The organism is Streptomyces sp. NPDC044044 (assembly GCF_056434405.1).
Map to the genome: position 1 here is coordinate 251,166 of NZ_JBWKFG010000006.1, position 13,987 is coordinate 265,152.

Genomic DNA, 13,987 nt, shown 5'->3' on the forward strand with positions numbered 1-13,987 from the left:
GCCCACCCACCCGAATCCCTGGAGCGACTCACTTTCCGAACAAGCTCTCCCTGCGCACCCGCCACCGCTCCAGCATCCCGGCGATCTCCTGCTCGACGAACTCGAAGAACGCCAGCGTCTCGGCCATGCGGCGGCCCGCCGGGGTGTCGGGACCCAGGCTGGTGACGCCGTCGGTCAGGGCGCTCTCCCAGCGCTTGAGGACCCCGTCACGGTTGGCCAACGCCTCGTACCACTGGTTGCTGTGCACCCGGAAGAGGTCCCTCCGGGAGCCGGGGTCGCGCTCGCGGGCCACCATGTGCTGCTGCGTGAGATAGCGGACCGCGCCCGAGACCGCCGCGGGGCTCACCTGGAGCCGCTCCCCCAGCTCCGCCGAGGTCATCGCGCCCGAGTCCGACGCGAGGAGCGCCGCGAAGATCCTCGCGGGCATCCTCGGCATGCCCGCCTCGACCAGCTGCGCGGCGAACTGCTCCACGAAGCGCGAGACGACCTCTTCGTCGCGCCGCGCCTCTTCGTTGAACCCCTCGGACCCCTTGGGCATCTGCCGATCATCTCCCCTGCTGTGCTGGTCGCGGTCGAGTTTATACGCTTCCTTAACTTCACAACTTTGTGAAAGTAGCGTACGTTCTGAAACATGACGAAGGCAATCACCGTCTCCGGACTGCACAAGTCGTTCGGAAGGACGCACGCCCTTGACGGTCTCGACCTCGACGTCGAGACCGGCGAGGTCCACGGCTTCCTCGGCCCCAACGGCGCCGGGAAGTCCACGACCATCCGGGTCCTCCTCGGCCTGCTCCGCGCCGACTCCGGCGCCGCCCAGCTGCTCGGCAAGGACCCGTGGAGCGACGCGGTCGAGCTGCACCGGCGGGTGGCCTACGTACCGGGTGACGTCACCCTGTGGCGCAACCTCTCCGGCGGCGAGGTCATCGATCTGTACGGGAAGCTGCGGGGCGGCCTCGACCAGGCCCGCAGGGCCGACCTCGTCGAGCGGTACGAACTCGACCCGACCAAGAAGGGGCGTACGTACTCCAAGGGCAACCGGCAGAAGGTCGCCCTCGTCGCCGCCTTCGCCTCGGACGTCGACGTGCTGATCCTCGACGAGCCGACCTCCGGGCTCGACCCGCTCATGGAGGAGGTCTTCCAGAGCTGCGTCGAGGAGGAGCGCGACCGTGGCCGCACGATCCTGCTCTCCTCGCACATCCTCAGCGAGGTGGAGACGCTCTGCGACCGCGTCAGCATCATCAGGAAGGGCCAGACCGTCGAGACCGGATCGCTGGCCGACCTGCGCCACCTGACGCGGACCAGCGTCACCGCCGAGCTCGCGGGACCGCCCAACGGGCTCGCGCGGCTGCCCGGCGTCCACGACATCGACGTAGCCGGAAACCGGGTCAAGCTCCAGGTCGAGACCGACAAGCTGGACGCGGTACTGCGCGCGCTCACCGAATCCGGGGTCCGGTCGCTCCTCTCCACGCCGCCCACGCTGGAGGAGCTCTTCCTGCGGCACTACCAGGACGACGCGCCGGCCGGCGGCGTCACCGAGGGAGTGGCTGCGCGATGACTGCTGTCGCCGAGACCTCCGCGTTCACCTCTCGCACCGGCGGATCGCGTCAACTCGCGGGCACGGGCGCCCTGTTGAGGCTCGCCCTGCGCCGCGACCGGGTCATGCTGCCCGTCTGGGTCCTGATCGTCGCGGGCATCGTCCTCGCGATGCCGGGCTCGCTGGAGCAGACGTACGGCACGGGGGCCGAGCGGGCCGAGGCCATGCGGTCGATGAACGCCAACTCCTCGATGCGGGCGCTGTACTCGCCGGTGTTCGGGGACTCCATCGGCGCGCTCTCCGCCTGGCGCATCGGTGTCTACGCCGCGATCCTCGCCGCCGTGATGAGCCTGATCGTCGTCGTACGGCACACGCGCGAGGAGGAGGAGACGGGCCGCCAGGAGATGCTCTCCGCCGCGATGGTGGGGCGGCGTGCGCCGCTGACCGCCGCGCTGCTCGCCGCGTTCGTGGCGAACGCCGCCGTGGCGCTGCTCGTCGCGGGCGGCATGGCGGGGCAGGGCTCGGCCGGTGCGCTGGCGCTCGGGCTCGGCGTCGCGGGCACCGGCATGCTCTTCGCCACCATGGCGGCGATCGTCGCCCAGCTCACGGAGAGCGCGCGGCTCGCCAAGGGGCTGACCTCCGGGATCCTGGGGGCCGCGTACGTGCTCAAGGCCGCCGGTGACGCGGGGACCGAGGACGGGTCATCGGTCCTGACCTGGCTCTCGCCGCTCGGGTGGGTGGAGAACATCCGCGCCTACGCCGGTGAGCGGTGGTGGGTGCTGCTCCTGATCGGCGCCGCGATCGTGGCGCAGGGCGCGGTCGCGTACAACCTCGCCGGGCGGCGCGACGTCGGCATGAGCTTCCTGCCGACCCGGCCGGGACCGGCCAAGGGCGGGATCGCCACGGCGGGCGGTCTTGCCTGGCGGCTGCAGCGGGGCAGCGTGCTCGGCTGGGTGCTCGGCTTCCTGGTCTCCGGTGTCGTCTTCGGCGGGATGGCCGAGGGGGCGGCGGACATCGTCGGGGACAACGAGAACACCCGGGACATCATCGAGCGCATGGGCGGCCAGTCCGGCCTCACGGACGCCTTCCTCGCCACGATGGTCGGCATGCTGGGCATGATCGCCTCGCTGTACGTGGTCGCGTCGGTCCTGCGGCTGCACGGCGAGGAGACCTCGCAGCGGGCGGAACCTGTCCTGGCCAACGCGGTGGGGCGGCTGCGCTGGGCCGGGGGCCACCTGGTCATCGCCTTCGGCGGCGCGCTGCTGCTGATGCTGGTGGGCGGTCTCGGTCTTGCTCTCGGGTACGGGAAGGACCTCGGGCCGATCATGGGGGCGTGCCTGGTGCAGGTGGCCGCGATCTGGGCGCTCGGCGGGCTCGCCGTGCTGCTCGTGGGGGCGTTCCCTCGGGCGGCGGTGGGTGCCTGGGCGGTGGCCGGGGTCTGCCTGGCGATCGGCTGGATCGGCCCGGCGTTGGACCTGCCACAGGTGGCGATGGACCTCTCCCCCTTCGGGCACCTTCCCAAGCTGCCCGGCGGGGGCATGGCGTGGGGGCCGGTGGTGGTTCTCGTGGGCGTCGCGGCGGTGCTGGTGGGTGCGGGGCTGGCGGGGCTGCGGCGCAGGGACCTTCTCTCGTAACCCCGCATCCGCCTCGGGCCGAACGTGCCTCCCCCACCCACCCGCCCGTCACCCCGCATCCGACCCTGGACGAACTAGCCTCTCCCACCCACCCGCCCGATTGCCCCGCAGTGACAGGGGGTGGGTGGGGGGCTAGACCGCACCGACCCGCACCGACCCGCACCGCCCCGCCACCGCAGCCCCACCCCCGCGTAGTACCTGCGACGGACCCCGCAGAACCCCTCCCTGGCGGGACGACCCTCCTCCCCCGCACCCGTACCTTCGTAAGCGTGACTGACGCGACCAAGACCGCCCCTGGCAGCAACGGCAGCAGCCGCAGCCCGGAGTTCCGCCTGGCCATGGATGCTCTCGGAGGGCTTCGCCAGGACCTCTTCCGTGATGCCTTCGCCTACCGGCCGCTGCCCCAGACGCGTAAGGACGGGGCAGTGTCCCGGCGCCTTCCCGCCCGCATACGCCAGTACGCGGGCTGGGCCCCGCACGCGGCGGTCTTCGCCGCCGCCTTCTTCACCTTCCTCCTCGCGTACGTGGACGACTCCGGTGGCCTCGACTACGTGGTCACCGGGCTCATCCCGGCCGCCGCCGTCGTCATGACCCTGGTCAGGCCCGTCGGCGCCTGGTGGGTCCTGGTCGCGAGCACGCCCTTCTCCGGCGCCCTCGGCGGCCAGTGGGACGGCTACCCCTGGACCACGAGCGTCTTCTTCGCGCACATCACCGTGATGACGGTGATCACCCTGCGGACCCGCCCCCGCACCGCCGGCTGGATGTGGGTCGGCACGGCGGCGTACGGCATCGCCGCCGAGGTCTTCCTCAGCCCGGGGTACACCACGAACCTCCCGGAGATGCTCTTCTTCTCCGCGCTCACCCTCCTCGCCGCCTCCCTCGTGCACATCCGCCGCGAGGCCAAGCGCGAGGTCAGCGTCCAGCGGACCGTCACCGCCATCGAGCGCGACAAGCGCACGCTGCTCGAAGAGCGGACGACGATCGCGCGCGAGCTGCACGACGTCGTCGCCCACCACATGTCGGTGGTCGCCATCCAGGCGGAGGCCGCGCCCTACCGCGTGGAGAACCCGCCGCCCGAGCTGGAGCAGGCGTTCGTCACCATCCGCGAGAACGCCGTGGCCGCACTGACGGAGCTGCGCCGCGTCCTCGGTGTCGTACGCGCGGAGGACTACGAGGCACCGGACGCCCCGCAGCCCACGCTCGGCGACCTCGACCGCCTCATCGCGAACGTCCGCGAGACCGGCCTGGACGTCGAGAAGGTCGTCACCGGCGCGGTCCGCGAACTCCCACAGGGCGTCGAGCTGTCCGCGTACCGCATCGTCCAGGAGGCGCTGAGCAACACCCTGCGCCACGCACCCGGCGCCACGGCCCGCGTCGAGGTCGGGTATGTCCTGGGAGGCCTCGGCCTGCGCGTCGTCAACGGGCCCGCGCAAGGCCTGGTCAAGCCCTCCCCCGGAGCCGGCCACGGCATCACCGGCATGCGCGAGCGTGTCACCATGCTGGACGGCGAGATGACGACCGAGGAGACCGCCGACGGCGGCTACGAAGTCACCGTGTTCCTGCCCGTCGCGTCCGCATCGGAGCCCACCGGAGGCCAGGAATGACGATCCGCGTACTGATCGCCGACGACCAGATGATGGTCCGCGAAGGCTTCTCCGTCCTGCTCAACGCGATGCCGGACATCGAGGTCGTCGGGGAGGCGGTCAACGGCCGCGAAGCCGTCGACCGCGTCCGCGAACTCAGCCCCGACGTCGTCCTGATGGACATCCGCATGCCCGTCCTGAACGGCATCGAGGCGACCCGCGAGATCGTCGCTGCGGACGTCACGTCGAAGGTCCTCGTCCTGACCACCTTCGACCTCGACGAATACGTCTACCAGGCGCTGCGCGCCGGCGCCTCGGGCTTCCTCCTCAAGGACGCGTCCGCGCGCCAGCTCGCGGACGGCGTCAAGGTGGTCGCGGCGGGCGAGGCCCTCCTCGCGCCCTCCGTGACGCGCCGCCTCATCACGGAGTTCTCCAAGCTGGGCGAGACACCGCGCCTCTCGGCGACGGTCCAGGCACAGCAGTACGGCGAGCTCACCGAGCGCGAGACGGAGGTCCTCGTCCTCATCGCCCAGGGCCTGTCCAACGGCGAGATCGCCTCCCGCCTCGTCGTCGCCGAGTCCACGATCAAGACCCACGTGAGCCGCATCCTGGTGAAACTGGGCCTGCGGGACCGCACGCAGGCGGCCGTCTTCGCGTACGAGGCACGGCTGGTCACCCCGGGCTGACCTCTTCCTGGGCGGGCACCCGTGCGGCTAGCGTCCCTCCATGGACGCCTCCATGGACGCCCCCGCACCTCCCTTCGCCCCCTGGTCGCCGGAGTTCATCGCCGACCCCTACCCGGCCTACGCACAGCTGCGGGCCGCCGGGCGGGTCCACCACTTCGAACCGACCGACCAGTGGCTGATCCCGCACCACGCCGACGTGTCGGCGCTGCTGCGGGACCGGCGGCTCGGACGAACCTATCTGCACCGCTTCACGCACGAGGAGTTCGGGCGCCAGGCGCCTCCGCCCGGACACGAGCCGTTCCACGTCCTGAACGACAACGGCATGCTCGACCTGGAGGCGCCGACCCACACCCGGATCCGGCGCCTGGTGTCGAAGGCGTTCACGCCGCGCACCGTGGAGCAACTCCGCATGTATGTCGAGGAGTTGGCCGATCGGCTTGTGGAGGGTCTGGTGGCCGACGGGGGCGGGGATCTCGCGGCCCGCGTCGCCGAGCCGCTGCCGGTGGCCGTCATCGCGCAGATGCTGGGCATCCCCGAGTCCGACCGGGACCAGCTGCGGCCCTGGTCGGCCGACATCTGCGGGATGTACGAGCTGAAACCGTCCGAGGAGACGGCGCGGCGGGCCGTCAGCGCCTCGCTCGAATTCTCGGCGTACCTGCGCGAACTCATCGCCGTACGACGCGAGAAGCCCGGCGACGACCTGATCTCGGGGCTCATCGCCGCCCACGAGGACGGGGAGTCCCTCAGCGAGCAGGAGATGATCTCCACCTGCGTGCTGCTGCTCAACGCGGGGCACGAGGCGACGGTCAACGCCACCGTCAACGGCTGGTACGCGCTCTTCCGCAACCCGGAACAGCTGGCCGCCCTGCGCGCGGATCCCGGGGGTCTGATCCCGACCGCCGTGGAGGAGTTGATGCGGTACGACACCCCGCTCCAGCTCTTCGAGCGGTGGGTCCTGGACGACATCGAGGTCGACGGCACCGTGATCCCGCGCGGCAGCGAGGTCGCCCTCCTCTTCGGCTCGGCCAACCACGACCCGGCGGTCTTCACCGCCCCGGCCGAACTGGACCTGGCCCGCGCCGACAACCCGCACATCTCCTTCAGCGCGGGCATCCACTACTGCATCGGCGCACCCCTGGCCCGCATCGAACTGGCCGCCTCGCTCGGGGCATTGCTGCGCCGGGCGCCGGGCCTGTCTCTCGCCTCCGAGCCGGAGCGCAGGCCGAACTTCGTGATCCGGGGGCTGCGGGAGCTCCTCGTGCAGGTCCCCTGATCCCGCCCTCAGAACGCCAGCTGCGCGATCTCCTCCGCCACCACCGCACACGCGTCGGCCGCCGGGTCGATCAGCGGGAAGTGCCCGACGTCCTCCAGGAGCGTGACGCCGACGACCTCGCCCGCCTTCGCCGCCGCGTCGGCATACGCCTCGGCGACCGCCTGCGGCACGACGATGTCCGTGCGGCCCTGGACGACGGTCGTGGCGATGCCGGTCGGCAGCAGGGCCGCCGGGTCGGCGTGCGGGAGACGCTCGTCGAACTTCTCGTCGCCGCCGAGGAGTTGGAGCGCGGCATCCGAGCAGACACCCAGCTCCTGCGCCACGCGGAAGTCGGCGATGGGCGCGAGGGCGACGACGCCACGGAAGGCGGCGGGCCGGTCGATGCGCCAGGGGGAGCCGGTGGGCAGCACGTGCCGGGACGCGGCCCAGAGCGCGAGGTGGCCGCCTGCGGAGTGGCCCGTGACGACCGTGCGGCGGGCGTCGGCCGACGGCAGGACTTCGGCGACGAGCGCGGGCAGCGCGTCGAAGGCGGCCGCGACGTCGTCGAAGGTCTCGGGCCAGCGGCCCGCGGCGGGGCCGCCCCCCTGGGCGGGAATCGAACTGCCGCGCCGGTACTCGACATTGGCCACGGCGAAGCCCCGTCTGGCCAGGAAGTCCGCGAAGGGGGTGATGTGCTGCCGGTCGTACGGGGCCCGCCAGGCGCCGCCGTGCAGGACGACGACGAGGGGGGCGGGGGTCTCCGTGACGGTCCGTGGTGCGAAGAAGTCGACCACCTGGTCGGGGTGTTCGCCGTACGCGGCGGTGGCGTCGGGCGTCACCGCGGGGTGCGAGAAGGCGGAGTCGGCCTCTGCGGCATCGCGGGCCACGGCGGCGGCGTCGTCCGGCATGCGACAACCTCTCTGCGGGGAGTGGAGCTGCTGCGGGTGGGTGTTCATTTGATCTTCCCCTACCCCGCCCCTTCCCGATACCGGGGTTCCGCCCCGAACCACGCCCGTGAAGGGGCGGGATCCGGGGACGGAATCACCGGAAGCCATCAGCCGGTGGATCAGCCGGTGGTCTCACCAGTCTCACCCAGCGTCCGCGCGAGGACTCCCGCCGCCCGCTCCACATCGGCGAAGCCGACGTACAACGGCGTGAAGCCGAACCGCAGCACGTCCGGCGCCCTGAAGTCACCGACCACGCCCTGCTCGACCAGGCGCCGCATGACATCACCCGCGTCCTCGCAGCGCAGCGCGACCTGGCTGCCGCGCTCCTCGTGCGCGGCCGGGGTGATCACCTCGACCCGGCCCTCGGGGACGTAGGCCTTCACGCACTCGACGAAAAAGTCCGTCAGGGCAAGGGACTTGGCCCGTACGGCCTCGATGGACACCCCGTCCCAGACGTCGAGCGCCGCGTCGAGCGCCAGCATCGACAGGATGTCGGGCGTACCGACCCGGCCCCGCACGGCGCCGTCCGCCGCCTCGAACTCCGGCCGCATGCCGAAGGGCTCCGCGTGCGAGTTCCAGCCGGGCAGCGGGGAGTCGAAGCGGGCCTGCAGATCCGCCCGTACGTAGATGTAGGCAGGTGAACCCGGCCCCCCGTTCAGGTACTTGTAGGTGCACCCGACCGCGAGGTCGACGCCGTGCTCGTCGAGCCCGACGGGCAGCGCGCCCGCGGTGTGGCACAGGTCCCAGACCACGAGCGCGCCCGCGTCGTGCACGGCCGCCGTCAGGCCGGGCAGATCGTGCAGCCGTCCGGTGCGGTAGTCGGCGTGGTTGAGGAGCACCACGGCCGTTCGCGGGCCGAGGACTCCGCGCACCTCGCCCGGCGCGACCGGCACCAGCGTGCATCCCGTCATCCGCGCCACCGACTGAGCGATGTACCCGTCCGTGGGGAACGTCGTCGCGTCAACCACGATCTCGTCGCGCCCCTCGCCCGGGTCACGGACCATGCGTACCGCGGCGACCAGGGCCTTGAAGACGTTCACGCTCGTCGAGTCGCCGACGACGATCTGGCCGGGGGCGGCGCCCACGAGGGGGGCTATGCGGTCGCCGATGCGCTCGGGGGCGGTCCACCAGCCGCTCTCGTCCCAGGAGCGGATGCGGAGCTGGCCCCACTGGCGCGAGATGACGTCCGCCACGCGGGCCTGGACGTTCACCGGCAGCGCGCCGAGCGAATTCCCGTCCAGGTAGACGGTGTCGTCCAGGACGAACTCCTCGCGCTTCGGGCCGAGTTCGTCCGCTGCGTCCTTCTTCGCCGCTTGCGCACGGAGGTCGTCGTACGAAACCTCAGACATGGCTCCTCGCAGTCCACAGCTCGGGGAAGACGTTCTTCGTCGCGCGCTTCTCCAGCCAGGCCACGCCGGCCGAGCCGCCCGTGCCCGTCTTGGAGCCCATCGCGCGCCGGGTCGCCACCAGGTGGTCGTTGCGCCAGCGCCACACCAGCTCGCCCACGTCCGTCAACACCTCGCCGAGCCGGGCGAGTTCATCGCTCTCGTCGCCGGAGTAGAGGTCGGTCCACACCTTCTCGACCTCGGGCGAAGGCTCGTACTTCTGCGTCAGGTCACGCTGCAGCACGGCGGCCGGCACGGCGTGGCCGCGGCGGGCGAGCAGGGCGAGGACCTCGTCGTAGAGGCTCGGCTCCTGGAGCGCCTTCTCCAGCTCCGCGTGCACGCGCGGCGCGCCCCGGTGCGGCACCAGCATGGACGCGGACTTGTCGCCGAGCAGGAACTCCATACGGCGGTACATCGCGGACTGGAATCCGGATCCCTCGCCGAGCGCGGAACGGTAGGAGTTGAACTGCCCGGGGGTCAGCTGGGCGAGCGGGCGCCAGGAGGCGTTCAGCGCCTCCAGCTCGCGCAGGCTGCGCTTGAGCGCGGCCACGGCGGTGGGGATGTCGTCGCGGCGCAGGGCGTGCGACGCGGTCTCCCACTCGTGCACGATGACCGTGAACCACAGCTCCATCACCTGGGTGGTGACCAGGAAGACCATCTCGCCGGGGTCGTCCGAGCGCAGGTGCTGGAGGTGCGTGAGGACGTCCGCCTGGACGTAGTCCTCGTAAGGGGTGGTTCCTGCGAAGTCGAGGTTCGGGGTGTCCGCCTCTTGGGACATCGCGATCTCCTTGATACGTACTCCGGGTAGCGGTCCGCCCCTGCCGTTACCGACACGGGGGCCCCGGTCCCCACCGGCATCCTCCGCAACATCCCACGAAACGGCAAGACCTGCCTGGTCACAGCGGCGTCCAGGCAGGTCACGCACGTCTTGGGGTGCTAACCCAGGGTGTCCGCCGCCGCCGCGGAGGAGTCCCTCAGGAAGCCCGAGCAGCGCTCGTACTCCTCCTGCTCGCCGATCGACTGCGCGGCGCGCGCGAGGCCGTGCAGGGCACGCAGGAAGCCGCGGTTCGGCTCGTGCTCCCACGGCACCGGGCCGTGGCCCTTCCAGCCCGCGCGGCGCAGCGAGTCGAGGCCGCGGTGGTAGCCCGTGCGGGCGTACGCGTAGGACTCGACGACGCTGCCGCGCTCGAACGCCTCGTCGGCGAGCTGCGCCCAGGCGAGCGAGGAGGTCGGGTACTTCGCGGCGACGTCGGCGGGCGCCGCGCCGTTCGCGAGGAGCTCACGCGGCTCCGGGTCGTCGGGCAGGTGGGTCGGGGGCGGTCCCCCGAGCAGATCCTTGTGAATGGCCATGGGTTCCAGTCTGCTCCATACGCGTACGGGCCCGGCACCCAGGGAAGGGTGCCGGGCCCGTACGGACCGCCAGGGCGGTTACTTCAGCTTCGTGCCCGTGGAGCGCAGGTTCGCGCAGGCCTCGGTGACGCGCTTGGCCATGCCCGCCTCGGCGGCCTTGCCCCAGGTGCGGGGGTCGTACGTCTTCTTCGAGCCGACCTCGCCGTCGACCTTCAGGACGCCGTCGTAGTTCTTGAACATGTGGTCCGCGACGGGACGCGTGAAGGCGTACTGCGTGTCCGTGTCGAGGTTCATCTTCACGACGCCGTTCTCCAGGGCGGTCGCGATCTCCTCGGCGGTGGAGCCGGAGCCGCCGTGGAAGACGAAGTCGAACGGCTGCGAGCCCGCGGCCTTGCCGTGCTTGGCCGCGACGCCCTCCTGGAGGTCCTTGAGGAGCTCGGGACGCAGGACGACGTTGCCCGGCTTGTAGACGCCGTGGACGTTGCCGAAGGACGCGGCCAGGAGGTAGCGGCCCTTGTCGCCCAGGCCCAGGGCCTCGGCCGTACGCAGCGCGTCGTCGACGGTCGTGTACAGCTCGTCGTTGATCTCGTGCGTGACGCCGTCCTCCTCGCCACCGGTCGGGGTGATCTCGACCTCGAGGATGATCTTCGCGGCGGCGGCCTTCGCGAGCAGCTCCTGGCCGATGGCCAGGTTGTCGGCGAGGGTCTCGGCGGAGCCGTCCCACATGTGCGACTGGAAGAGCGGGTTACGGCCGGCCTTGACGCGCTCTGCGGAGACGTCGATCAGCGGACGGACGTACGTGTCCAGCTTGTCCTTGGGGCAGTGGTCGGTGTGCAGCGCGACGGTGATGTCGTACTTCGCGGCGACGATGTGCGCGAACTCGGCGAGGGCCACGGCGCCCGTCACCATGTCCTTGTTGTGCTGGCCGCCCAGGAACTCCGCACCACCGGTGGAGATCTGGATGATGCCGTCGCTCTCGGCCTCCGCGAAACCGCGCAGCGCAGCGTGCAGGGTCTGCGAGGAGGTCACGTTGATGGCCGGGTAGGCGAACTTGCCTGCCTTCGCCCGGTCCAGCATCTCGGCGTAGACCTCGGGGGTTGCGATGGGCATGTGTCCGCTCCTTGTGATGTGCGGGTGTGTGCTTGGCCCTGACCTAAGGGGGCGACGTCATCGTCGCCCCCATCTTTCCAGACTTGCCGGGCGGCTCGGCCCGGACGTAGGTCCTCAGTCGCCGGTACTCAGTCGCTGAGGCCGAGGTCGTCCTTGGAGTACGCGAAGAGGTACGGCACCCCGGCGCCCTCGGTGATCTTCTCGCCCGCGCCGGTGGCGCGGTCGACGATGGTCGCGACGCCGACCACCTCGGCACCGGCCTCGCGCACGGCCTCGACGGCGGTGAGCGGGGAGCCACCGGTGGTGGAGGTGTCCTCGACGACGAGTACGCGGCGGCCCTTGATGTCGGGGCCCTCCACCCGGCGCTGCATGCCGTGCGCCTTGGCGGCCTTGCGCACGACGAAGGCGTCGAGGCGCTTGCCGCGCGCGGCGGAGGCGTGCAGCATCGCGCCGGCGACGGGGTCGGCGCCCATGGTGAGGCCGCCGACGGCGTCGAAGTCGAGGTCGGCGGTGAGGTCGAGAAGCACCTGGCCGACCAGGGGGGCGGCCTCGCCGTCGAGGGTGATGCGGCGCAGGTCGATGTAGTAATCGGCTTCGAGACCCGAGGAGAGGGTCACCTTGCCGTGCACCACGGCCTTGTCCTTGATCTGCTGCAGCAGGGCGCCACGTACGTCGTCAGTCATGCCTGTCAGCTTAAAGCCGCGTCCAGCGGCTCAGAGCCGCGTCCAGGTCCAGGTCGTCGACGTCTCCAGGGGGTCGATGGGGGTGACGAGGCGGGGCAGGGTGTTGAGGCCGTCGGGCGGCCCGGTCTGCGGCTCGACGCACACGGCGGCTTCCTGCTCGTCGTACACGACGACCCACTGCTCTCGGCTCTTCACCTTGAGCTCCAGCTGCTCGGGCCAGGTGAGGGTGACGTCGACGCCGTCGGGCATGCCGAAGCAGTCGTCCCAGGGGCTGGCGGTCGGGGCGATGCGGTTGCCGGTGGGGAGGTGGTCGTCGCCGCGCTCCTCCTGCCAGGCGGGGCTGAAGTCGACGCGCACGCCTTCGCCCGCCGGGTCGCCGAGGCTGCGGTTGAACCACGGGTGCCAGCCCGCCTGGGCGGGGAAGGAGTCGCCGTACGTCTCGATGCCCAGGGTGAGGGTGAGGGAGTCCTCGGTGAGGGCGACGAGCTGGGTGACGCGGCCTTCGTAGGGCCAGGGGTCGGCGAGGTCGTAGGTGAAGGCGGCCTCGGTCCTCCCCGCACGGGCGGTACGCCAGGCCGCGTCGCGGGCGAAGCCGTGGATGGCGTGGGGCGGGGAGTTGAGGGGCATCTGGTGGGTCGTGCCGCCGTTGCGGAACTTTCCCTCGCGGATGCGGCCGGCCCAAGGGGCCATGGGGAAGCAGCCGTAGCGGTCGCCTTGGCGCAGCAGCTCCAGGCCGCCGACCTTGAGGCTCCCGACCCGGCAGCCGTTCCCCGGCCGCAGGGTGATTTCCGCGTCGCCCGCGGTCAGTGTCACGTCTTCGTCGCTACTCACGGGGTCGACCCTACGGCCACGGATTTGTCCCCGACCCCGCCCCTTCCCGGCCGTATCGATCTGCCCCGGCCTTATCCATCTGCGGCTCCGCCGCGTGGCGTGCCTGCGCCCCGGGCCTGCCTGGGGCTGCGCCCCGGACCCGTACAAGATGTCCTCGCCGGAGCGCTCACCGCCTGCGGCGAAGCGCCCGCCCCACCACGATCGCCGAGGCCAGCACCACCGCGGCGGCAGGCGCGGCCCACCGCAGCGTCGCGCTGGTGGACATCGACTCGGCCGCCGGCGCGGGAGCGTACCGCCCCCGGGGCGGCGCGTGGTCGACCTCCTCCGCGCTGCGGCCGATCATCGTCCGCCGGGCGTGCGCGGCCTCCGCGGGCGGCACCAAGATCTCTTCCTCGGCTTCGTCGAACGACGAAGGCGGAACGTCCGTCTCGAAGACGGAGGCGGAGGCGGAGGCAGAGGCAGCGGCAGAGGGCGGATCGACAGGCTCCACCACGACAGGCTCGGCCTCGGGCTTGGGCTCGGGCTCATCGGCCCCCCGCCCCAACCCCTCCGCGAACCGCTCGAGCAGCCTCCGCACCGCGCCCTCCACAGCCTGTGGAGAACTTTCGGAGACGCGCCCCTCGCCCGCACCCGTACCGGAGAAGACGACCCGAGTCCCGCCCTCGCCCTCTGCGGCGGACTCAAGCCGCAGCACCAGCGAAAGCTTCACGGAGCCACCGCCCCGCACCTCCACGCCCTCGCCCTCGATCGCGAAGGAACCGTCGCCCCGCGACGCGACCCGCGCCGCGCCGCGGTACGTGATCGTGTGGCCGCCGACCCGCACCTTGAGACGGCCGGAGAGCGGTGACGCGGACTCGTCCGCGTCGCGCTGCAGTCCGGGCACCGCCCCAGCGACCTGCTCGGGGTCACTCAGCACCTGCTGAAGACGGTCGGCGGGAACCGGAACGAACACCTCATGCTCCATGGCAACCGAGCCTACCCACGTGGCCGAG

14 protein-coding genes are annotated in these 13,987 nt (G+C 71.5%); 5 read left to right on the top strand and 9 right to left on the bottom strand.

Annotated elements, in window-relative coordinates:
• Window positions 1-28: 28 nt before the first annotated feature.
• The gene (locus tag AC07AG_RS23650; protein ID WP_478757404.1) at window positions 29-538 is read right to left on the bottom strand and encodes a GbsR/MarR family transcriptional regulator; all 510 of its coding nucleotides are present in this window, start codon (window positions 536-538) and stop codon (window positions 29-31) included.
• Between the two features lie 93 nt (window positions 539-631).
• Here AC07AG_RS23650 and AC07AG_RS23655 point away from each other — a divergent pair, with 93 nt between their 5' ends.
• The 5 genes from AC07AG_RS23655 (at window position 632) to AC07AG_RS23675 (ending at window position 6,710) form a co-directional block, all read left to right on the top strand.
• Complete coding sequence (locus tag AC07AG_RS23655; protein ID WP_478757405.1) at window positions 632-1,555, top strand: ABC transporter ATP-binding protein; 924 nt, start codon at window positions 632-634, stop codon at window positions 1,553-1,555.
• On the top strand, window positions 1,552-3,168 hold the full coding sequence (locus AC07AG_RS23660) for an ABC transporter permease (protein WP_478757406.1): 1,617 nt from the start codon (window positions 1,552-1,554) through the stop codon (window positions 3,166-3,168). Before AC07AG_RS23655 ends, AC07AG_RS23660 begins: the two co-directional genes overlap by 4 nt.
• A gap of 269 nt (window positions 3,169-3,437) precedes the next feature.
• A complete protein-coding gene (locus tag AC07AG_RS23665) occupies window positions 3,438-4,772 on the top strand; it encodes a sensor histidine kinase (RefSeq protein WP_478757408.1) in 1,335 nt (444 codons plus the stop codon).
• Window positions 4,769-5,437: a response regulator transcription factor gene (locus AC07AG_RS23670; protein ID WP_351167030.1), complete on the top strand. Its 669-nt coding sequence runs from the start codon at window positions 4,769-4,771 to the stop codon at window positions 5,435-5,437. The genes AC07AG_RS23665 and AC07AG_RS23670 overlap by 4 nt, the downstream gene beginning before the upstream one ends.
• A gap of 40 nt (window positions 5,438-5,477) precedes the next feature.
• The gene (locus AC07AG_RS23675; RefSeq protein ID WP_478757410.1) at window positions 5,478-6,710 is read left to right on the top strand and encodes a cytochrome P450; all 1,233 of its coding nucleotides are present in this window, start codon (window positions 5,478-5,480) and stop codon (window positions 6,708-6,710) included.
• 8 nt (window positions 6,711-6,718) lie between these two features.
• Here the strand turns inward: AC07AG_RS23675 and AC07AG_RS23680 are convergent, their stop codons facing one another.
• The 8 genes from AC07AG_RS23680 to AC07AG_RS23715 all read right to left on the bottom strand — a co-directional run bounded on the left by AC07AG_RS23680 (window position 6,719) and on the right by AC07AG_RS23715 (window position 13,959).
• On the bottom strand, window positions 6,719-7,597 hold the full coding sequence (locus AC07AG_RS23680; RefSeq protein WP_478757412.1) for an alpha/beta hydrolase: 879 nt from the start codon (window positions 7,595-7,597) through the stop codon (window positions 6,719-6,721).
• Window positions 7,598-7,755: 158 nt separating this feature from the next.
• A complete protein-coding gene (gene kynU, locus AC07AG_RS23685) occupies window positions 7,756-8,985 on the bottom strand; it encodes a kynureninase (protein WP_478757413.1) in 1,230 nt (409 codons plus the stop codon).
• Window positions 8,978-9,799 (bottom strand): tryptophan 2,3-dioxygenase family protein, encoded by an 822-nt coding sequence (locus AC07AG_RS23690; protein WP_361053041.1) that lies wholly within the window; start codon window positions 9,797-9,799, stop codon window positions 8,978-8,980. The genes kynU and AC07AG_RS23690 overlap by 8 nt, the downstream gene beginning before the upstream one ends.
• Window positions 9,800-9,957: 158 nt before the next feature.
• Window positions 9,958-10,371 (bottom strand): DUF3151 domain-containing protein, encoded by a 414-nt coding sequence (locus AC07AG_RS23695; protein ID WP_249588746.1) that lies wholly within the window; start codon window positions 10,369-10,371, stop codon window positions 9,958-9,960.
• A gap of 78 nt (window positions 10,372-10,449) precedes the next feature.
• Window positions 10,450-11,481 (bottom strand): class II fructose-bisphosphate aldolase, encoded by a 1,032-nt coding sequence (gene fbaA / locus AC07AG_RS23700; RefSeq protein WP_249588747.1) that lies wholly within the window; start codon window positions 11,479-11,481, stop codon window positions 10,450-10,452.
• A 128-nt stretch (window positions 11,482-11,609) separates the two neighbouring features.
• A complete protein-coding gene (pyrE, locus tag AC07AG_RS23705; protein WP_249588748.1) occupies window positions 11,610-12,164 on the bottom strand; it encodes an orotate phosphoribosyltransferase in 555 nt (184 codons plus the stop codon).
• A 30-nt stretch (window positions 12,165-12,194) separates the two neighbouring features.
• Complete coding sequence (locus AC07AG_RS23710; RefSeq protein WP_478757414.1) at window positions 12,195-12,995, bottom strand: aldose epimerase family protein; 801 nt, start codon at window positions 12,993-12,995, stop codon at window positions 12,195-12,197.
• Window positions 12,996-13,161: 166 nt separating this feature from the next.
• Window positions 13,162-13,959 (bottom strand): SRPBCC domain-containing protein, encoded by a 798-nt coding sequence (locus AC07AG_RS23715; protein WP_478757415.1) that lies wholly within the window; start codon window positions 13,957-13,959, stop codon window positions 13,162-13,164.
• Between the last annotated feature and the right edge of the window lie 28 nt (window positions 13,960-13,987).

Bases quoted from the DNA above. Each gene is read 5' to 3' on its own strand.
- AC07AG_RS23655 (WP_478757405.1), top strand. From the start codon at position 632: ATGACGAAGGCAATCACCGTCTCCGGACTGCACAAGTCGTTCGGAAGG.
- AC07AG_RS23715 (WP_478757415.1), bottom strand. From the start codon at position 13,959: ATGGAGCATGAGGTGTTCGTTCCGGTTCCCGCCGACCGTCTTCAGCAG.
- kynU (WP_478757413.1), bottom strand. From the start codon at position 8,985: ATGTCTGAGGTTTCGTACGACGACCTCCGTGCGCAAGCGGCGAAGAAG.
- AC07AG_RS23695 (WP_249588746.1), bottom strand. From the start codon at position 10,371: ATGGCCATTCACAAGGATCTGCTCGGGGGACCGCCCCCGACCCACCTG.
- pyrE (WP_249588748.1), bottom strand. From the start codon at position 12,164: ATGACTGACGACGTACGTGGCGCCCTGCTGCAGCAGATCAAGGACAAG.
- AC07AG_RS23670 (WP_351167030.1), top strand. From the start codon at position 4,769: ATGACGATCCGCGTACTGATCGCCGACGACCAGATGATGGTCCGCGAA.
- AC07AG_RS23650 (WP_478757404.1), bottom strand. From the start codon at position 538: ATGCCCAAGGGGTCCGAGGGGTTCAACGAAGAGGCGCGGCGCGACGAA.
- AC07AG_RS23680 (WP_478757412.1), bottom strand. From the start codon at position 7,597: ATGCCGGACGACGCCGCCGCCGTGGCCCGCGATGCCGCAGAGGCCGAC.
- AC07AG_RS23690 (WP_361053041.1), bottom strand. From the start codon at position 9,799: ATGTCCCAAGAGGCGGACACCCCGAACCTCGACTTCGCAGGAACCACC.
- AC07AG_RS23660 (WP_478757406.1), top strand. From the start codon at position 1,552: ATGACTGCTGTCGCCGAGACCTCCGCGTTCACCTCTCGCACCGGCGGA.
- AC07AG_RS23675 (WP_478757410.1), top strand. From the start codon at position 5,478: ATGGACGCCTCCATGGACGCCCCCGCACCTCCCTTCGCCCCCTGGTCG.
- fbaA (WP_249588747.1), bottom strand. From the start codon at position 11,481: ATGCCCATCGCAACCCCCGAGGTCTACGCCGAGATGCTGGACCGGGCG.